At 63.8% G+C, this 18,345-nt stretch carries 18 protein-coding genes; 8 read left to right on the top strand and 10 right to left on the bottom strand.

Going from position 1 to position 18,345, the window contains the following annotated elements; translation table 11 throughout:
• The first annotated feature begins 9 nt into the window (after positions 1 to 9).
• A complete protein-coding gene (locus IVB19_RS16060; RefSeq protein WP_345946455.1) occupies positions 10 to 1,404 on the top strand; it encodes a hypothetical protein in 1,395 nt (464 codons plus the stop codon).
• 128 nt (positions 1,405 to 1,532) lie between these two features.
• Positions 1,533 to 1,943, top strand: a complete 411-nt coding sequence (locus IVB19_RS40430; RefSeq protein WP_345946456.1) for an aq_1923 C-terminal domain — start codon at positions 1,533 to 1,535, stop codon at positions 1,941 to 1,943.
• Between the two features lie 145 nt (positions 1,944 to 2,088).
• On the opposite strand, the gene aspS is transcribed toward IVB19_RS40430, so the two are convergent.
• Positions 2,089 to 3,861 carry an aspartate--tRNA ligase gene (aspS, locus tag IVB19_RS16055; protein WP_018456291.1) on the bottom strand — a complete coding sequence of 591 codons (1,773 nt, stop codon included), beginning with the start codon at positions 3,859 to 3,861 and terminating at the stop codon, positions 2,089 to 2,091.
• A 194-nt stretch (positions 3,862 to 4,055) separates the two neighbouring features.
• Here aspS and IVB19_RS16050 point away from each other — a divergent pair, with 194 nt between their 5' ends.
• Positions 4,056 to 5,531 (top strand): protein adenylyltransferase SelO, encoded by a 1,476-nt coding sequence (locus IVB19_RS16050; RefSeq protein WP_026233133.1) that lies wholly within the window; start codon positions 4,056 to 4,058, stop codon positions 5,529 to 5,531.
• Between the two features lie 87 nt (positions 5,532 to 5,618).
• On the opposite strand, the gene IVB19_RS16045 is transcribed toward IVB19_RS16050, so the two are convergent.
• Positions 5,619 to 6,608, bottom strand: a complete 990-nt coding sequence (locus IVB19_RS16045) for a zinc-dependent alcohol dehydrogenase family protein (RefSeq protein WP_018456289.1) — start codon at positions 6,606 to 6,608, stop codon at positions 5,619 to 5,621.
• 103 nt (positions 6,609 to 6,711) lie between these two features.
• Here IVB19_RS16045 and IVB19_RS16040 point away from each other — a divergent pair, with 103 nt between their 5' ends.
• Positions 6,712 to 7,611, top strand: coding sequence for a LysR family transcriptional regulator (locus IVB19_RS16040; RefSeq protein ID WP_247821576.1), 900 nt, complete (start codon positions 6,712 to 6,714; stop codon positions 7,609 to 7,611).
• Between the two features lie 374 nt (positions 7,612 to 7,985).
• Positions 7,986 to 9,137, top strand: a complete 1,152-nt coding sequence (gene rnd / locus IVB19_RS16035) for a ribonuclease D (RefSeq protein ID WP_018456286.1) — start codon at positions 7,986 to 7,988, stop codon at positions 9,135 to 9,137.
• 107 nt (positions 9,138 to 9,244) lie between these two features.
• Here the strand turns inward: rnd and IVB19_RS16030 are convergent, their stop codons facing one another.
• From IVB19_RS16030 to IVB19_RS16010, 5 genes are all read right to left on the bottom strand, one after another.
• Positions 9,245 to 10,627 (bottom strand): aspartate aminotransferase family protein, encoded by a 1,383-nt coding sequence (locus IVB19_RS16030; RefSeq protein ID WP_018456285.1) that lies wholly within the window; start codon positions 10,625 to 10,627, stop codon positions 9,245 to 9,247.
• A 158-nt stretch (positions 10,628 to 10,785) separates the two neighbouring features.
• On the bottom strand, positions 10,786 to 10,956 hold the full coding sequence (locus IVB19_RS16025) for a hypothetical protein (protein WP_007609402.1): 171 nt from the start codon (positions 10,954 to 10,956) through the stop codon (positions 10,786 to 10,788).
• Positions 10,957 to 10,986: 30 nt separating this feature from the next.
• Positions 10,987 to 11,550, bottom strand: coding sequence for an isochorismatase family protein (locus IVB19_RS16020; protein ID WP_018456284.1), 564 nt, complete (start codon positions 11,548 to 11,550; stop codon positions 10,987 to 10,989).
• A 25-nt stretch (positions 11,551 to 11,575) separates the two neighbouring features.
• Positions 11,576 to 12,196, bottom strand: a complete 621-nt coding sequence (locus IVB19_RS16015; RefSeq protein WP_018456283.1) for a GNAT family N-acetyltransferase — start codon at positions 12,194 to 12,196, stop codon at positions 11,576 to 11,578.
• On the bottom strand, positions 12,183 to 12,800 hold the full coding sequence (locus IVB19_RS16010; RefSeq protein WP_026233132.1) for a hypothetical protein: 618 nt from the start codon (positions 12,798 to 12,800) through the stop codon (positions 12,183 to 12,185). The genes IVB19_RS16015 and IVB19_RS16010 overlap by 14 nt, the downstream gene beginning before the upstream one ends.
• A 71-nt stretch (positions 12,801 to 12,871) precedes the next feature.
• On the opposite strand from IVB19_RS16010, the gene IVB19_RS16005 reads away from it, so the two are divergent.
• Positions 12,872 to 13,912 (top strand): LysR family transcriptional regulator, encoded by a 1,041-nt coding sequence (locus IVB19_RS16005; protein ID WP_018456281.1) that lies wholly within the window; start codon positions 12,872 to 12,874, stop codon positions 13,910 to 13,912.
• A 78-nt stretch (positions 13,913 to 13,990) separates the two neighbouring features.
• Here IVB19_RS16005 and IVB19_RS16000 read toward each other — a convergent pair whose 3' ends face one another.
• Positions 13,991 to 15,151: an autotransporter outer membrane beta-barrel domain-containing protein gene (locus IVB19_RS16000; protein WP_026233131.1), complete on the bottom strand. Its 1,161-nt coding sequence runs from the start codon at positions 15,149 to 15,151 to the stop codon at positions 13,991 to 13,993.
• 378 nt (positions 15,152 to 15,529) lie between these two features.
• Between IVB19_RS16000 and IVB19_RS15995 the strand changes: the two genes are divergently transcribed.
• On the top strand, positions 15,530 to 15,736 hold the full coding sequence (locus tag IVB19_RS15995) for a cold-shock protein (protein ID WP_007591938.1): 207 nt from the start codon (positions 15,530 to 15,532) through the stop codon (positions 15,734 to 15,736).
• A 96-nt stretch (positions 15,737 to 15,832) separates the two neighbouring features.
• Here the strand turns inward: IVB19_RS15995 and purN are convergent, their stop codons facing one another.
• Entirely contained in the window at positions 15,833 to 16,486 is a 654-nt protein-coding gene (gene purN, locus IVB19_RS15990; protein WP_204511004.1) for a phosphoribosylglycinamide formyltransferase, read from the bottom strand.
• A 14-nt stretch (positions 16,487 to 16,500) separates the two neighbouring features.
• Positions 16,501 to 17,574 (bottom strand): phosphoribosylformylglycinamidine cyclo-ligase, encoded by a 1,074-nt coding sequence (gene purM / locus IVB19_RS15985; protein WP_018456277.1) that lies wholly within the window; start codon positions 17,572 to 17,574, stop codon positions 16,501 to 16,503.
• A gap of 155 nt (positions 17,575 to 17,729) precedes the next feature.
• Between purM and IVB19_RS15980 the strand changes: the two genes are divergently transcribed.
• The gene (locus tag IVB19_RS15980; protein ID WP_026233129.1) at positions 17,730 to 18,272 is read left to right on the top strand and encodes a CDP-alcohol phosphatidyltransferase family protein; all 543 of its coding nucleotides are present in this window, start codon (positions 17,730 to 17,732) and stop codon (positions 18,270 to 18,272) included.
• Positions 18,273 to 18,345: the final 73 nt, after the last annotated feature.

Here is an 18,345-nt window from a genome sequence, read left to right as displayed (position 1 = left end):
TTCATCGTCGTGGCCGTGGTGGGCGCGGGCGGATGGTTGGGCTTCAGCTTCTACGCAAAACATCGCGTCACCGCCGAGGTGGAGACCGCGTTCGAGCAAATCCGCAAGCAAGGCGGCAAGGCTAGCTACGGCAAGATCGCCTTCGATCTGCCCACGCGCACCCTCACGATCGAGGACATCGCGGTTACGCCGGGCAAGGCACCGCAGGCGCAGATCAGGATCGCCGCCATCAAGGGCACGGGCGTTCGCCAGATCGACGAAACAAGGATCTCGGCCGACGCCGTCGACATCACCGGGCTCGAGGTTACGCTGGACCAGATCGGCGCTGCCAAGCTGAAGGTCGCGTACAAGATCCCGCACCTGGTCATGCGCGACTATGCCGGTCCTGTTCAGGCGGGTCAGGTGCCGGCGGACAGCTCGCTGGTCGATATGTACCGCTACGTGCTCGGCCAATATGCGAGTGTCGCTGCATCGTCGCTCACGGCTCCGACCCTCACGATCAGCTTCGATTCCCGCGCCGCCGGCAGCGGCGAGGTCACCTATTCCGAACTGGCGATCCAGAACCTAAAGCACGGCAAGATCGACGGGATGAAGTCGGACCGCGCCGTGATCTCGGTCGACGTGAAGCAACCCGGCAAGACGGACAAGCTGACGGGTGAATCGTCGAACATCATCGTCAACGATTTCGACGCGACCGCGATCATCGCCGCGCTCGATCCGCAGACGGCCAGCGACGACAGCTATCGCCGGGTCTATCGGCAGGTCTCGACGGGCCCCTATGCGCTCAAATCGGCACAGGGGATGCGAGTGGATGTCGACGGGTTCACCATGGAAGACATCGCCGTCCAGCCGTCGAAATTCCGGCTGGCCGAGATATTTGCCGCGCTGCCACGGGATCAATCGGCCCCGCCGACTCCGGCGCAGGCACGCGAGCTGCTGGAGAAGCTCGCCGGAGTTTATGAGGGTCTTCGCATCGGTAAGGCCGAAATCGGCAAGATGTCGGTCGGCACGCCGCAAGGAACGGCCACGGTTGGTGCCATCCGATTTCGCGACGGCGAGTTCGCGGTCGAAGGCGTCGACGCGCCGTCTCCGCAGGGACAGTTCAAGATGGAGCGCTTTGCGCTGAAGTCCTTCAGCACGGCGAGTTTGATGCGCTGGGCAGCAAGCCTCACCACTGCCGGGCGGGCGCCCTCGCCGGATCAGATGCTCGGGCTGTTCGGCGTGCTCGCAGGCGCGGAGATCAAGGGCGTGACGGCGCCGTTCAAGACCACCAATAAGCTGGTCATGATCGACACACTGAGCCTGGACTGGGGCAGCTGGTCGGCTCGATCCCGAGCAAGGCGCATGTGGTTGCCAAATTTGTCACGCCAGCCGATCCATCCGGTCCAAAACAGCTTCCATTGATTGCCAGCGGGATCGACAAGCTCGCTATCGACCTCGATCTCGGCGCTGCCTGGACCGAACAGTCCAACAGCTTCGCTCTGACGCCCGCGACCCTCGACATCGGAGGCATCGCAAGAGCGCAACTGCGTATGGCGCTCGGCAACGTACCACGCGAGGTGTTTTCGGCCGATCCGGCCCAGCTCATGGGCCAGGCGGCCCGGATCGAGGCGGGCACGCTCGAATTCTCATTGCGCGACAGCGGCGTCATCGATCTCGTCGCGGCGCAGTTCGCGCGCATGCAGAATGTCAGCCGTGATACCGCACGCCAGGCGCTCGTCGAGAGCATCAAGGCTAAACGCGAGCAAGTTGCTTCCGCCAATCCGGATGCGAACGCGGCCGTGGACGCGATCGCCCGCTTCGTCGAGACGCCGGGCCAGACGCTTTCCATCAAGCTGTCCCCGCGCGCCAAGGCACCGCTGATGCAATTGATGCAGCTCTTGCAAACCGACCCACAGAGCGCGCTTGCGCAGTTCAGGATCGAGGCGTCGACGGGGCTGTAGGGAACGACGCTGCGCGCGGGGATGGCAGTTGGACCGGCGAAAATCCCTCCCCGTCATTGCGAGCGAAGCGAAGCAATCCAGAGTCACTCCGCGGAAAGATTCTGGATTGCTTCGCTTCGCTCGCAATGACGCTGTGGAGACAGCCTCACTTCTGCGGCAGGCTCACCTTCACGTGCAGCTCGCGGAGCTGCTTGGGGCTGGGCTCCGACGGTGCGCCCATCAGGAGGTCCATGGCCTGCTGGTTCATCGGGAACAGCGAGACCTCGCGCAGATTGTTGGTGCCGCACAAGAGCATGACGATGCGGTCGACACCGGCGGCCATGCCGCCATGCGGCGGGGCGCCGTACTGAAAGGCGCGGTACATGCCGCCGAAGCGATCGACGACTTCCTGCTCGCCATAGCCCGCGATCTCGAACGCCTTCACCATCGCTTCCGGCACGTGGTTGCGGATGCCACCCGAGGCGATCTCGTAGCCGTTGCAGGTGATGTCGTACTGGAACGCCTTGATGGTCAGCGGGTCCTGGCCCTTCAAGGTATCGAGACCGCCCTGCGGCATCGAGAACGGGTTGTGCGAGAAGTCGACCTTCTTGTCCTCGTCGTTGTACTCGTACATCGGGAAGTCGACGATCCAGGCCAGCTCGAACCGCTCCTTGTCGGTGAGGTTCAACTCCTCGCCGACCTTGTTGCGGGCCAACCCTGAAAATTTCCAGAACTTGTCGGGATCGCCGGCGACGAAGAAGGCGGCGTCGCCTTCCTTCACGCCGATCTGCGCGCGGATCGCGGCGGTGCGCTCAGCACCGATGTTGTTGGCAAGCGGACCGGCACCTTCGCCGCCCTCGCGCCACATGATGTAGCCGAGGCCGGGCTGACCTTCGCCCTGCGCCCAGGAGTTCATGCGGTCGCAGAAGGCGCGCGAGCCGCCACCCGGCGCCGGGATCGCCCAGACCTGGTTCTTGGGGTCCTCCAACATGCGCGCGAACACCTTGAAGCCGGAGCCGCGGAAGTGTTCGGAGACGTCCTGCATCTCGATCGGGTTGCGCAGGTCCGGCTTGTCGCTGCCGTATTTGCGCAAGGCTTCCGCGAACGGAATCCGGCGCCAGCCCTTGGTCACCGGCTTGCCCTTGGCAAACTCCTCGAACACACCCGTGATGACAGGCTCCATCGCGGCGAAGACATCGTCCTGCGTGACAAAGCTCATCTCGACGTCGAGCTGGTAGAACTCGCCCGGCAGACGATCCGCGCGTGGATCCTCGTCGCGGAAGCAGGGCGCGATCTGGAAGTAGCGATCGAAGCCCGACATCATCAAGAGCTGCTTGTACTGCTGCGGCGCCTGCGGCAGGGCATAGAACTTGCCGGGATGAATGCGCGACGGCACCAGGAAGTCGCGCGCGCCCTCCGGCGAGGACGCGGTCAGGATCGGCGTGTTGAACTCGAAGAAGCCCTGCCCCTCCATGCGCCGACGCATCGACTTGATGATTTCGACGCGCGTCATGATGTTCTGGTGCAGCTTCTCGCGACGCAGATCGAGGAAGCGGTACTTCAGACGGACGTCTTCAGGATATTCCTGGTCGCCGAACACCGGCAGCGGCAGGTCGCCGGCCGGGCCCAGCACCTCGATCTCGCTGACATAGATCTCGATCTTGCCAGTCGGCAGATCGTCATTGTCGGTGCCTTCGGGGCGGCGACGGGCCTTACCGTCCATCCGCACCACGAATTCCGAACGCAGCTTTTCGGCCTGCGAGAACGCCGGCGAGTCCGGATCGACCACGCACTGGGTCAGGCCGTAATGGTCGCGCAGGTCGATGAACAGCACGCCGCCATGGTCGCGAACGCGATGGACCCAGCCTGAAAGGCGGACCGTCTCGCCGATGTTGCTCTCGCGGAGCGCGCCGCATGTATGTGACCGGTAGCGATGCATGGTCGTCCCAAATTCAATGTCGGAGGATCGAATCGAACCGCCGAAACGGCAGGTTCAAAGTTGCGGCAGGGTTTACCTCGGCAGGACGGGGGCGGCAACCAAGGGAACGGCCCGTTTTCGGCTGGAAGTGGCCATTTTTGCCCAATCTCGGCTCAAGCCTTTGCCATCAGGCGTTCCACGCCTATCTTGAGGCCATGACAGTCCATTTCCCGTTCCAGAACTCCTATTCGGCGCTGCCGGACAGCTTTTTCGCCCGGGTCGCACCGACGCCGGTGGCAGCGCCCCGGCTGATCAAGCTGAACCGGCCGCTGGCGGTCCAGCTCGGGCTGGATCCTGATGTGCTGGAAACCCCTGAGGGCGCCGAAATCCTGGCCGGCAAGACGGTTCCCGCCGGCGCCGATCCGATCGCCATGGCCTATGCCGGCCACCAGTTCGGGCAATTCGTTCCGCAGCTGGGCGACGGACGGGCGGTCCTGCTCGGCGAGGTCATCGACAAGGACGGCATCCGCCGCGACATCCAGCTCAAGGGCTCCGGTCCCACCCCATTCTCCCGCCGCGGCGACGGCCGTGCCGCGCTCGGGCCGGTGCTGCGCGAATACATCGTCAGCGAGGCGATGTTCGCATTGGGCATCCCCACCACGCGCTCACTCGCTGCCGTCGTCACCGGCGAGCACGTCATCCGCGAGACCGCGCTGCCCGGCGCGGTGCTGACCCGCGTCGCCTCGAGCCATATCCGCGTCGGCACCTTCCAGTTCTTCGCCGTCCGCCGCGACACCGATGCCATTCGCCGGCTCGCCGACCACGTCATCGCCAGGCACTATCCGGAGGTGCTCGGCGCCGAGCGGCCCTATCACGCGCTGCTCGGTGGCGTCGTCGCACGCCAGGCCGATCTGGTCGCACGCTGGCTGCTAGTCGGCTTCATCCACGGCGTGATGAACACCGACAACTCATCGATATCAGGCGAGACCATCGATTACGGTCCGTGCGCCTTCATGGACGCCTACAATCCGTCGCAAGTGTTTTCCTCGATCGACGAGATGGGCCGCTACGCCTATGCCAACCAGCCGCGCATCGCGCTGTGGAATCTGACCCGGCTTGCCGAATGCCTGCTGCCGCTGTTTTCCGACGATCAGGAAAAGGCGGTCGCCGAGGCCCAGGACATTCTTGGCGCCTTCTCCGACACGTTCAGCGACGCCTATCAGGCGGGCCTGCGCAAGAAAATCGGCCTGTTCACGGAGCGCGACGGCGACGACGCGCTGATCCAGGACCTGCTGGACGCCATGGCCAAGAACCAGGCCGACTTCACCCTCACCTTCCGCAAACTCGGCGACGCCGCTGGCGATCCGGCTGCTGACGATGCACGCGCGCAATTCATGGACCCCGCGGCGTTCGACGAGTGGGCCAGGCGCTGGCACGAGCGCACGGCGCTGGAGCCGCAAACCGCAGCCGAACGGCAAGCCGCCATGCACGCCGTCAACCCGATGTTCATCCCGCGCAACCACCGCGTCGAGGCCGTGATCCAGGCCGCGGTCAACGATGACGACTACACGCCGTTCGAGGAATTCGTGAAGGTGCTGGCTAAACCGTTCGAGGGCCAGCCGGGCTATGCAGCCTACGCCGATCCGCCGCTGCCGGAGCAGCGGGTGCTGCAGACGTTCTGCGGGACGTGAGGCAAGCTCGGTGCGCACGGTGGACGAGCCGAAGGCATAATCCAGATGCCGGGGTGCCGAAACCGTTTGTTCAAGACGATCATTCGCTCAGATCGTTACCACGATCTTGCCGAACTGCTCGTTTGACTCCAGAAAGCGATGCGCTTCGACGATCTCCTCAAACTGAAACGTTTTGGCGATGATCGGTTGCAATGCACCGTCCCGCAGCCCGTCGAGGATGAAGGTCTTCGCGTTAGCAAGCCGCGCGGGGTCGCGGATGATCTCGTGCACGAGATAGCCGCGCAGCGTCAGGCTCTTGGTCAGGACGTTGACCAGCGGAAACGGCGTTGGCTCTGGGCTCAGGCCGCCATATTCGATGAGAACGCCACCCGGCGACATCGCGGCGGTGAGCGGCCCAAATATGGGACCGCCGACCGCGTCGAACACCACGCGAACGCCGTTTGAGCCGACAATGTCCTGCAGCCGTGACCGGATGTCCTCTTCCACGGAGGCGATAACGTCGGCGGCGCCAGCATCGCGCAGGGCCTGCCGCTTGATCGAGGTTCGCGTCACTGCAATCGGGATCGCACCGATCCGGTTCGCGATCTGAATCGCTGCAAGCCCGACGCTACTCGACGCCGCGGTGATGACTACGGACTCCCCTCGCTCCAGCCCAGCAATATCGACCAGAGCGCCGAACGCCGTCAGATATTGCATCCATACCGCGGCCGCGGCGTCGAAGCCGAGCTCGGGCGGGTGCTTAACGACGAACTCCGCCGGAAACGTGACGAGCTCGCCATAAGCCGGCCATCGCACCATCGACACGGGCGGCACGATGCTGACGACCTCGCCCGGCGAGAAGCCGCTCACGCCTTCGCCGATCGCCTCGACGATGCCGGCGGCCTCGAGACCGAGGCCGGACGGAAAGGTCGCGGTCTCGATATAGGTCCCCTTCCGCAAGAGCGCTTCCGCGCGATTGAGCCCGAGGGCCTTGACCCTGATCTGCACCTCGCGCCTCCCTGGCGGCGCGACGTCGACGGTCTCGATGCGCAGCACCTCGGGGCCACCATGTCTGCGGAAGCGAACGACGCGCGCCATGAACACACTCCAAAATAATTGAATTCAATGGACCTATGCCAACCGGGCGGCGCCGGATAAAGCGTGCGGAGAGGTGAACAGTCGAAACCAGGAGTTTGCAATCATGGACCGCCTGACCAGCATGGCCGTCTTCGTCAAGGCGGTGGATGTGGGCTCGTTCGCCGCTGCCGCCGATGCGCTCGAAATGTCGGGGCCAATGGTCGGCAAGCACGTTCGTTTCCTCGAGGAGCGCCTGGGCGTCCGCCTCCTCAACCGCACCACACGGCGCCAGAGCCTGACCGAGACTGGCCAAGCCTACTACGAGCGCTGCCGCACTGTGCTCGCTGAAGCCGTGGCCGCCGACGCCGTCGCTTCCGATGAATTGTCCGAGCCGCGTGGCCGGCTCCGCGTGACCATGCCCGCCCTGCTGGGCCGGCACTGCATCGCCTCCTTGCTGATGAAGCTCGCGCGACGATATCCCCATCTGGAGCTCGATCTCTCGTTCGGCGACCCGATCGCTGACATCATCGAGGGCCGCTATGATCTTGCGATCCGGACCGGCGATCTACACGATCAATCCGGCCTGATGACGCGGCGCATCGCAAGCCAGCGCATGGTGGTGTGCGGCACGCGCTCGTACTTGCGCGCCAACGGCAAGCCGAAATCGCTCGACGATCTTGCCCAGCATCAGGCGATCATCTATCGCCGCTCCGGACGCGTCCGGCCGTGGCTGTTTCCCCGCGAGGGCCAGCCTCCGAGCGAAATCGTGCCGGCGGGAAGGCTCAGGCTCGACGATCTCGACGCGATCGCGGACGCCGCGTCACAGGGGATGGGACTGGCCTGGCTGCCATACTGGCTAGTCCGCGAACGCCTGCGCGCCGGTAGACTCGTCACTCTGTTGAGCGGTCAGCCGGGATTTCTCTACGACTGTCACGCGCTCTGGCCACGCTCGTCCCGGATGCCGCCGAAAGTTCGCGCCGCCGTGGACGCCTTGGCGACCGCCCTGCCGAAGCTCATGACCTGACGCCGGATGCCGTGACGCCTGCATAGCATGCCGCGGCCGTTAACCCCCCGTCCACCATCCGGCCCGACCCGCCGCCGGTAACCACGAGAATTAACAGACCCTCAATTCGCCCCCGACAAGTTTAGCAATGTTGCTGGGGGATTTTGCCGTGGATCTGTTGGTTTTCGAGTTCCTGGGGCTGGCGCTGGTCGCCATGTGCGTGGTCGTGGTGGCACTGCCCTGCGCGCGCAAACCCTCCCGGCGGGTCCGCTACGAATAGAATTTTCGTCGGAAAATGCGATTCCGGTCCAAATGCAAGGCTCGAATTCGCTTCGAGCCCCTTGACATCACAGCGCTTTCGGCAGAACGGCTGATGGACTTGTCATGGGCCGTTCATGGATTTGATTACCACCACCGCTGACCTTGCGGCTGCCTGCAGCCGGCTGGCCAAGCACCCCGTCATTACCGTCGATACCGAGTTCCTGCGCGAGACCACCTATTACCCGCTGCTGTGCGTGGTGCAGATGGCCAGCGCCGAGGAAGCAATCGTCATCGACACCCTGGCCGAGGGCATCGACCTCAAGCCGTTCTTCGAGCTGATGGGCAACGAGGGCGTGTTGAAGGTGTTCCACGCCGCCCGCCAGGACATCGAGATCATCTGGCACCAGGCGGGTATCATCCCGCACCCGGTGTTCGATACCCAGGTCGCGGCCATGGTGCTCGGCTACGGCGACAGCATCGCCTACGACGCCCTGGTCGAGAAGGTCACCGGACACCGCCCGGACAAGACCCACCGCTTCACCGACTGGTCGCGCCGGCCGCTGACCAAGGAGCAGATGCACTACGCCGTGTCCGACGTCACGCATCTGCGCGACGTGTTCGCAGCGCTCGATGCCGACCTTAAAAAGCGCCGGCGCAGCGAATGGGTCTCGATCGAGATGGAAGTCCTGACCTCGCCCAAGACCTACGACTTCCATCCCGAGCGCGCCTGGGAACGGCTCAAGACGCGGGTGCGCAAGCCCAAGGACCTTGCGGTCCTAATGGAGGTCGCCGCCTGGCGCGAGCAGGAGGCGCAGAGCCGCGACGTGCCGCGAGGCCGCGTGCTGCGCGACGAGGCCGTCAGCGACATCGCGACCCATGCGCCGAACACGATCGAGAAGCTCGCAAACCTGCGCTCCGTGCCGAAGGGTTTTGAGAAATCCAAATGGGGCGCCGACATCGTCGCCGCTGTCGAGCGCGGGCTGGCGCGCGATCACGCCACGCTGCCGAAGCTGGAAAAGCCGCGCAACAATAACAATGGCGCCGCGATCGTCGAACTGTTGAAGGTGTTGCTGCGCATGACCGCGGAGCGCCATGCGGTCGCCAGCAAGGTGATTGCGACCGTCGACGATCTCGAGGAGATTGCGGCCGACGACGAGGCCGACGTGCCGGCGCTACGCGGCTGGCGCCGCGAGCTGTTCGGCGAGGCCGCCCTGAAACTGAAGCGCGGCGAGCTGGCGCTGGCGGTCGAGAAAGGCCGCGTGATCGGGGTTCAGCGAGCGGAATAGCCCCGATGCCTCCCGATGTCGTCCTGGCCTAGTGCGCAATTGCGCACTAGGCCAGGACGACACCGGGGGTGTGATAGAGCGCTACGCTCACGCGTGAAGCGCCGTCCCTACGCCGGCGTCAGCTTCGCCACTTCCGGCTTCATGTCGTCCAGCACACCTGAAATCGCCGCGACCAGCTCGTCGATCTGAGTCTTGGTGACGATCAGCGGCGGGCAGATGGCAATGGCATCGAGCATGTTGCGCGAGATAACGCCGCGCTCCTGCAGCATGCGGCTGGCCATGCCGCCGACGGCGCCCGGCGTTGCCGCTGCGGTCTTGCGCGCCTTGTCCAGCACCAGTTCGATCGCAGCGATCATGCCGACACCGCGGACCTCGCCCACCAGTGGATGGCTGGTGAGTTCACGCAGCTTGCCTTGCATGTAGCCACCGAGCTCGGCGGCGTGCGCAACCAGGCCCCGCTCCTCGATGATCTTCAAATTCTCGAGCGCAATCGCCGAGCCGACCGGATGGCCGCCCGCGGTGAAGCCGTGGCCGAGCACGCCGATCTTGTTGCTCTCGTCGGCGATCGGTTCGAACATGCGATCGTTCATCATGATGGCCGACAGCGGGAAATAGCTCGAGGTGATCTGCTTGGAGACCACGATGGCGTCGGGCTTGATGCCGTAGGTTTCGCAGCCGAACATCTTGCCGGTGCGGCCGAAGCCGCAGATGACCTCGTCGGCGACCAACAGGATGTCGTACTTGTTCAGCACCTTCTGGATCTTGTCCCAATAGGTCGCCGGCGGCACGATGACGCCGCCCGCGCCCATCACCGGCTCGCCGAAGAACGCAGCGATCGTGTCCGGGCCTTCCTTCTGGATCAGCGCATCGAGTTCCTCGGCCCGCCGCGTCGCGAACGCTTCCTCGCTCTCCCCGGGCGCGCCATCCTTGTAGAAATGCGGCGAGCCCGTGTGCAGGATGTTCGGGAGCGGCAAGTCGAAAGAGCGGTGGTTGTTCGGCAGCCCGGTGAGGCTGGCGGACGCGATGGTGACGCCGTGATAGGCGCGCATCCGGCTGATCACCTTCTTGCGCTGTGGCTGGCCGAGCGCATTGGAACGATAGGCAATCAACTTCAGAACAGTGTCGTTGGCCTCCGAGCCGGAATTGGTGAAGAACACCTTGCTCATCGTAACAGGCGCGAGCGCGACCAGCTTCTCGGCGAGATCGATCGAGGGCCCGTGCGATTTGGCGGAGAACGTGTGATAGAACGGCAGCGCCAGCATCTGCTTGTGCGCGGCGTCGACCAGCCGCTTCTCGTTGAAGCCGAGTCCGACGCTCCACAGGCCTGCCATCGCCTCGAAATAGCGCTTGCCTGACGCATCGAACACGTAAGGCCCCTCGCCGCGTTCGATCACCAGGGGACCGGCCTGCTGATGGGCGCGCGCGTTGGTGTAGGGATGGAGCTGGTAGGCCACATCCCGGGCCTCTTGCGAATTGGGCAGCATGGACATTTGCAGGAATCCTTGAAAGCGTCACGTCGCCGGCGCGGCCAGCGTCATCACTCGATGATCCAGCTCCTTGGCTATTGCCACCGCGCAAAACTTGCAACGTCAATTCGTCGGCAGGAAGCGCTCAGCTGCGTTGCACAAAGCCGCACATCGGGCAGCTGTCACGCCGCACCGTCGTCATTCCCATCGCTATCGGCGGCAGCGGCCTCCCGCACCTCCACCAGCGCCATCGAGAGCAGATACACCGTCGTTGGCAGACCAAGACGGCGTGCCGCCTCGGCGGCACGCGACAGGTCGCTTGCCAGCTCCTCGAGCTGATCTCCCCGTGACAATGTCCCACTCCATCCGTCGATCGCGGCCGCCTACACCGCAACGGCGCCGCTGGTTCTGATCAGTTCGGCGCTGGACTGGATTGTAGCAAAATTCCCGATCACATTCACTACCGCATGCTTGTAGGCGGCAGCATCGCCAGTCCCCGGCTGCCGGCAGGCCACCGCGTCGGCCACCACCTGGAAGCGATGACTGCGGTGAAACCCGTCAATAGCGGTGGCCAGGACGGTTTCGTCCAGGGAAAAGCCCGCGAGCACGCAACGGACATTGCGGATATTGGACATGTAGTCCACAAACCGCGCCGAACTGTAGGCCGACGGCAGCGGGTGCTCGAAGGTCATTTCTCCCGGCCGCGGCTTCGCCTTCGCGATCCAATCGGTCAGCTTGGATGCCGGATTGAACCAGGCCGCCTGCGCGATGCGCTTCAGATGCATCACCGGCCAGAGATTGTCGCGCCAGAACGTCAGCAGTTCCACGCAGCGCGCCGTTGCGGCATCGCCGTCGAGGATGACGTGGCGACGTCCGGGGGTCAGATATTCGACCTGGAGATCCGCGCAGACCAGGATCGGCGGATCGTCTGTGATGGAAACCAGCATGGTTTTGCGCGCAGCTGCACCAGTTTCAACGGCCAGCGAGCGCGACGTCCCGCAGCGGCGACGTCACAGCCCGTCCTGCCGAGGCGTCGAGCACGCCCGGCCGGTCCCAATCGCCCTCGGGGCGGATGATCACGTAAGGATCGCTGTCCAGCGTAATGGCATCCGGACCCGGTTCGATCTCCAGCAGCATTTCTGTGTAGGAGAAGTCGGAAAATGTGATCTTGCGATTGTGACCAAGCGGCTTGGCGCCGAAATGGGCCCAGAAATCGACCAGCCGGTCCTGCGCCTGGCCGTAGATCTTGCGAAAGCCCTTGCGCTTCACATAGTCGACGCTCGCTTGTACCAGCTTGAACGAGACGCGCGACCGCCGGTATTGGTGCCGCACCGCAAGCCGTTCCACCTTGGCGAAATCGCCGAAGAACCGCACCCGCAGACAGCCCGCAGGCTCGTTGCCGACATAGCCGATGAAATGCGCGGCAACCATGTCGTTGCCGTCGAACTCTTCATCGAACGGGCAATCCTGCTCGGCGAGATAGACGGCTGAGCGGATCGAGGTGACCAGCATGAGATCGGTGAGATCGCGCGCGAGGCGAATGGTGATGGCGCGGGAATCGGGCTTGGCGAGAGGAATCCTAGTACCGTGCATCTGCAAAACTCCTTGCTTGGATGATCGCGCTCGGCATGCGCATCGGCTGCCGATGCCAGGGCCGCTCGTAGCACCAGAGGTCGGGTTGGAAGCTTGGAACAGGCTCGAAGCCTGTCGCTTTCATGATGTCGCGGCCGGCCACGGTTGACGGCTGCGCATAGCAATCCGCGTTGCGAAACCTTAGCTGTCTAAGATGAGCCGCGGCCTTGCCGAGACCGGCGACGCCGCGCCCCGTCGCCGCGATCGCCCAGATGTAGATAGCGGAAACGTCTTCCTTCGCGGACGCGAGATAGCGCGTCTCCGGCGCGGTGAGGCAGATCTCGTCGAGCAGCAACGCATCATGCCCGCGATCGTTGAGAAACAGGAAGGCCATGCCGCCGACAAGGTTGCCCTTCCGGCTGAAAGTCAGGATGCTCTCGGGATCGAAGGCGAAATATTTTGCAAGCTCAGTCGCCCCGATCCGAACGCCCGGCACCAGCCGGTGCGCCAACTGCGAAAGCGCGGCGATTTCGGAAAATTTGGCGCGACGGACGTCGACATCCGGACTGAGCGGCAGCGCGTCGAAATCATGCCTTGCGGCAAACGAGCCCCTTTCCATACTCATGTCGCCCCTCTATCGTTCGCGGCTTTCGTGCCCCGCTATGGCGATGAGCTTAGCGGCTGGGGATCAGGCGTATGCAGCAGTTATTGCACCGGGGTGCTGCGGTGATGCAGCACCGTGAAGAAACCCTGGACATGTCCTGGGACGATTTGAAACTGTTTTTAGCTTGCGCAAAATATAAAAGCTTCCGCAACGCCGCCGAGGAGCTCGGGCTCACCTCCACCACCCTGATGCGCAGGATCGACCGGCTCGAAGAGAGCATCGACTGCAAGCTGTTCCTGCGCGACCAGAGCGGGCTCACGCTCAGCGACGAAGGCAGCGCGATGATCGCCGACGTCGCGCACATGGAGCGTCATGCCTTCAATGTGTTCCGGCGTGCTTCGCGATCGTCGAACGATATGTCAGGCACCGTGCGCGTCGCGGTGACGGAAGGCCCCGGAAATTTCTGGATTCTGCCGCGACTGATCGATTTCCAGAAAACCTATCGCAAGATCACCGTCGACCTGCGCTGCGCGATGGAACAGGCCGACGTCGCGCGGCTCGAATCCGATATCGCGATCCAGCTCGAGCCGCCGACCAATCCCGATCTGATCGTCGCCAAGCTCGGCCGCCTGCACATCTATCCCTTCGTCTCCAAGGAGTACGAAAACCTCTACGGCGTGCCCGCGACCCTGGCCGAGCTGAAGAACCACCGCATCATCAAGCAGAGCGCTCCGCAGGTCGACGACGGCGCCTACGCCCGCGTGCTCGGACTGAAGTCGCTCGAGGGCATCGTCGGGATCAAGACCAACTCCTCGGTCGGCGTGCTCTATGCGGTGGAGCGCGGCGCCGGCATCGGATTCCTGCCGACGGTTTCGATCGCGCTCGGCGCCCCGCTGGTTGCCGTCGATCTCGGCGTCAGCCACCACGCCGATCTCTGGCTCACCTATCATAAGGAGTTCCGCGCCTCCGAGCGCCACAAGATCGTGGTCGATTGGCTGAAGAAAATCTTCGATCCCAAGATCCATCCCTGTTTCCGCGACGAGTTCATCCACCCGAACGCGCTGGCGCCGATGATGACGGCCGCGCGCGCGGCCTTTGGATTGACGGGTTATGTCGCGGCAATGCCGACTTAAAGCTCGAGCATGATGCTTTCGTAAAACCGCTTCGCAGTTTTCCGGATCCTCCTCTGGCCGACGCGGGCAGGCTTCGCTTCACCACCGATATTCGAAGCCGACCGTGCCCTGGTGCGACGTCAGCTCGTTGCGGAACTTGCCGTCGTAGTTGACGTAGAGCCGCGCCGTGTTGGTCAGGCTGAGCGAGGCCGAGGCGCCTGCATCCGTACCGTAGCGGCTCTCGCCGATGCCGGGCACGACGATGCTCTGGGTCCCGAGGCTGACCTGCACCGATCCCAGGTTCTGATAGAAATTGTCGACGAACTTGCCGTAGGCGGACAGGTCCAGGATCTTCTGGTCGAAGATGAAGTAGCGCCCGATCTCGGCTCCGATCATGACGCGCGCGCGCGAGAGCGCCGTCGAGCCGACATTGAGTGGATCGAGGCCGCCAACCTCCTGGAACGCGACGCTGGTGGCGCGGACATATTCCAGTGCGCCCTTGGGCACGATGCGCATCTGGTCCTTGGTCCAGTAATAGCTGATCTCGGTCAGCGCGCCGTCGATTGCGGCGCGATAACCCGCGGTCGCAAGTCCCAGGCCAGTATCCCGGCTGGAGCGGACCTTGCCAAAGCCGTGCACCACCGCGAAGGCCCAGGTCCAGGGGCCCTTGTCGACCGAGCCGCTGAAGCCGAGTTGCGTCAGATCCAGCGTGGCGGACTGAAGTGCGAGCGGCACGTCGATATCGGTGTGGCTCTGGTCGACGGAGAAGCCGAGATTGACACCCGGCGCGAGCCGCGCGCCAAAGCCTGCGACACCGCCAAACGTCTTGCGCTTGTCGCCGACAAAGTCTCCTTGCGCATCCGTCCGGACCGAGATGCCATAACCCTCGAACCAGGTGCGGTAGCGCGGGTCTTCCGTGCTCGCCGACGCGCCGCCGCCGCCGGGATTGGTCCGAAACGCCCGGTTGACGCCGCCAGATGCCTGGTTTCCGAGCCGCTCCAGGAAATTCGAGCCGAGATTGAGCGAGCTGTTGCCGGCCGACTGGTCGTAATTGGTCGCGGTCGGCATCGGAATTGGCATCGGAATCGGCGTCGGTGACGGCGTGGGTGTCGGGGTCGGCGTGGGCGTGGGACTCTGCGCAAAGCCTGATGTCGTCGACAGTACCATGATGAGAGCAAACGCCACGGCAGCCGCGATCCAGCGGACGCGGTTCAGCCTGATCGCCTGCCGTGTCTCTGAGGGCTGCGAAATGCAGCACATGGCGACAAGTCCTGAAGCAAAGGGCGGCGCGCAAAAAAGCAACAGGAGCGGCGCACGCGTGCCGCGATTTGTTCCGAACTGTTACTGAGGGTCAACCGGCTGGCGCGTCCCGGCAAAGGCATTGCTTCCGATTGTGGTTCCGCGGCCACAGGTCGCAAATTGCGGACGGGCACTCGGGTCGAAGTCTTGAAATTCGCGCGCGGCTTGCTAACGGGCGATTTTCATGTTGCAATATCGGACACAATCGGAATTGGCCGCTCGACTGTGCGTTTCGCGACATTGAGACTCAAGACTCGAACAGACTACCGGAAGCCCGTTTGTGGCGTGGCACGCGAAAAGCGGCCGCGTCGTTTTTGTATCTAGCGGAGGAGACTGAGGATGCCGCAAAAGGGCACCGTCAAATGGTTCAACCCGACCAAGGGCTATGGGTTCATCAAGCCGAACGGCAGTGACAAGGACGTCTTCGTCCACATCTCCGCCGTCGAGCGCGCCGGACTCTCGACCCTCAATGAAAATCAGGTGGTTGAATACGATCTCGTGGAGAACCGCGGCAAGGCATCCGCGGAGAACCTCAAGGTTTCCTGATTTCTCTCGCGGTCTGCGCAAGAGATCATGACGTTGCCCCCGGCTCTGCCGGGGGTTTTTGTTTGGAATGAGAAGTATTCCGAGTGCGACGGCGCTTCACCGCACCAACGGCGAAACCAGAAAATTCTCCGACGGCCCGCTGCCCGCGGTCTTGCACACATCGCCCTCGATCTGGACCTTGCCGGTCGCGAGCAGGCTCAGTGCTGCGGGATAGATGCGGTGCTCGACTTCAAGGATACGCTCCGACAGCGTGTCCGCCGTGTCGTGGTCGCTGACGGGAACCGCGCCCTGCATCACGATTGGGCCGGCGTCGGTCTCGGGGATCACGAAGTGCACCGTCGCGCCGGACAGCTTGACGCCGGCGCGCAAGGCCTGGCCGTGCGGGTCGAGACCGGGGAAGGACGGCAGCAGCGAGGGATGAATGTTGAGCATCCGCCCGTACCACGCCTTGGTGAATTCGGCCGTGAACAGGCGCATGAAGCCGCCGAGGCAAATCAGCTCGATGCCGTGCTGATCGAGTGCTGCTTGCAGCACCTTCTCGAAGCCGGCGCGGTCCTTGCCGAACGGCTTGCTTTCGATCACCAGCGTCTTCACGCCGCTCGCTTTGGCCCTTTCCAGCCCCAGCGCATCGGCCTTGTTCGAGATGACGAGCGAAATCTCCGCCGGAAAATCCGGCGCGGCCGCGCCCTTGATCAGCGCAGCCATGTTGGAGCCACGGCCGGAAATCAGGATGGCGACGCGGCGTTTCATTACAGCGCCGGTCATTACAGCGCCAGGTCGAGATGGCCGTTATAGACGACGCGGTGCTCGCCCTCGGCCAGGATCACGCTACCGAGCTGTGCCACGGTCTCACCGGCGTCAGTGAAGATCTCCACGACCTCTTCGACCTTGTCCGGCTCGACAATCGCGATCATGCCGATCCCACAATTGAAGGTCCGCAGCATTTCGAGCTCGGCGATGCCGGCCTGCGCGGCCAGCCATTTGAACACCGGCAGCACTGGCAGGCGCGCCAGATCGATACCGACGCCGAGATGCTTCGGCAGCACGCGCGGAATGTTGTCGGTAAAGCCGCCGCCGGTGATGTGGGCAAGCCCCTTCACCGCGCCGGTCTCGCGGATCGCGCGCAGGCAGGATTTGACGTAGAGACGCGTCGGCGTCAGCAACGCGCCGCCCAGCGTCATGACGGGCGCAAACGGCGCCTGCGCCCCGAAGCCGAGGCCGGATTGTTCCACGATCTTGCGCACCAGCGAGAAACCGTTGGAGTGCACGCCCGACGAAGCGAGCCCGATCACGGCATCGCCGGCGGCGATGTCCTTGCGCGGCAAGAGCGTGCCCCGCTCCGCGGCGCCGACGGCAAAGCCGCCGAGGTCGTAGTCGCCGTCTTTGTAGAGGCCGGGCATCTCGGCCGTCTCGCCACCGATCAGGGCGCAGCCGGATTCGCGGCAGCCTTCGGCGACACCGGCGACGATCGACGCGGTCGCCTCCGGATCGAGCTTCCCGCAGGCAAAATAGTCGAGGAAGAACAGCGGCTCGGCGCCCTGCACCACGAGGTCGTTGACACTCATGGCGACGAGGTCGATGCCGATCCCGCCATGCAGGCCGGTCTCGATCGCGATCTTGACCTTGGTGCCGACGCCATCGGTCGCGGCCACCAGGATGGGATCCTTGAAACCGGCCGCCTTGAGATCGAACAGGCCGCCGAATCCGCCGATTTCGGCGTCGGCGCCGGGCCGTGCGGTGGCGCGCACCATCGGCTTGATCAGGTCGACCAAGCGGTTGCCCGCATCGATATCGACGCCTGAATCGGCGTAAGTGAGGCCGTTTTTGCGGTCGGTCATGCCCGATTTCCAGTGGGTTTGCGGCTGGTTACGTCGAATTCCGGGGACGCGCAATGGCTCGCATGGCGCGCCGCCGTATACTATGTAGAGATATCAACCGGTTCAGCCTCCAAAGGGCCGAATTCGAGGTCAGGCCGGGTGCCGGGAAGCGCCGTGTGAGTATACCGAACATCATTACTTTGGGCCGCATCATGCTGGTCCCGATCATCGTCTGGGCCATCGTGTCGAGCCAAATGGAGGTGGCGTTCGCCGTATTCCTGATCGCCGGTATCAGCGACGCGGTCGACGGCTTCCTTGCCAAGCGCTTCAACATGACGAGCGAGCTCGGCGCCTTGCTCGACCCGCTCGCCGACAAGGCGCTGCTGGTCTCGATCTACATGGCGCTCGGCATCTGGGGCGCGATTCCGCGCTGGATCGTCATCCTGGTGGTCTCGCGCGACATCATGATCGTCGCCGCCGTGATCATATCGTGGCTGTTCGACCGACCTGTGGAGATGAAGCCCTCAAAGGTATCCAAGCTCAACACTGTGGCCCAAGTGGCGTTCGCGGCGCTGGTGCTGGCCGCCCTCGCCTTCGGCTTCAAACCCGGTCCTTATGATATAATCCTGATGGGCCTCGTCACGGTCTTCACGCTCTCCTCCGTGTCGCTCTATCTTGTCGAATGGTTGCGGCACATGAGCACGATCGAGGCCAAGTGAGTTGGGAGCGGCCCCGTAAAAGGCCAACTCCCGCTCGATTAGGTCGCATCTCGTCAAACGAAGCCGGCACGCC

This window comes from Bradyrhizobium sp. 187, from assembly GCF_023101005.1.
GTDB classification, from domain to species: domain Bacteria; phylum Pseudomonadota; class Alphaproteobacteria; order Rhizobiales; family Xanthobacteraceae; genus Bradyrhizobium; species Bradyrhizobium canariense_D.
This window is presented reverse-complemented; position numbering and strand designations above follow the sequence as displayed.

Coding starts and splice junctions, on each gene's coding strand:
- IVB19_RS16030 (WP_018456285.1), bottom strand. CDS start 10,627: ATGTCCATGCTGCCCAATTCGCAAGAGGCCCGGGATGTGGCCTACCAG.
- IVB19_RS15995 (WP_007591938.1), top strand. CDS start 15,530: ATGCCGCAAAAGGGCACCGTCAAATGGTTCAACCCGACCAAGGGCTAT.
- IVB19_RS16045 (WP_018456289.1), bottom strand. CDS start 6,608: ATGGCGCGCGTCGTTCGCTTCCGCAGACATGGTGGCCCCGAGGTGCTG.
- IVB19_RS16050 (WP_026233133.1), top strand. CDS start 4,056: ATGACAGTCCATTTCCCGTTCCAGAACTCCTATTCGGCGCTGCCGGAC.
- IVB19_RS16000 (WP_026233131.1), bottom strand. CDS start 15,151: ATGTGCTGCATTTCGCAGCCCTCAGAGACACGGCAGGCGATCAGGCTG.
- purM (WP_018456277.1), bottom strand. CDS start 17,574: ATGACCGACCGCAAAAACGGCCTCACTTACGCCGATTCAGGCGTCGAT.
- aspS (WP_018456291.1), bottom strand. CDS start 3,861: ATGCATCGCTACCGGTCACATACATGCGGCGCGCTCCGCGAGAGCAAC.
- IVB19_RS16005 (WP_018456281.1), top strand. CDS start 12,872: ATGCAGCAGTTATTGCACCGGGGTGCTGCGGTGATGCAGCACCGTGAA.
- purN (WP_204511004.1), bottom strand. CDS start 16,486: ATGAAACGCCGCGTCGCCATCCTGATTTCCGGCCGTGGCTCCAACATG.
- IVB19_RS16015 (WP_018456283.1), bottom strand. CDS start 12,196: ATGCACGGTACTAGGATTCCTCTCGCCAAGCCCGATTCCCGCGCCATC.
- IVB19_RS16020 (WP_018456284.1), bottom strand. CDS start 11,550: ATGCTGGTTTCCATCACAGACGATCCGCCGATCCTGGTCTGCGCGGAT.
- IVB19_RS16040 (WP_247821576.1), top strand. CDS start 6,712: ATGGACCGCCTGACCAGCATGGCCGTCTTCGTCAAGGCGGTGGATGTG.
- IVB19_RS40430 (WP_345946456.1), top strand. CDS start 1,533: ATGGCGCTCGGCAACGTACCACGCGAGGTGTTTTCGGCCGATCCGGCC.
- rnd (WP_018456286.1), top strand. CDS start 7,986: ATGGATTTGATTACCACCACCGCTGACCTTGCGGCTGCCTGCAGCCGG.
- IVB19_RS16010 (WP_026233132.1), bottom strand. CDS start 12,800: ATGAGTATGGAAAGGGGCTCGTTTGCCGCAAGGCATGATTTCGACGCG.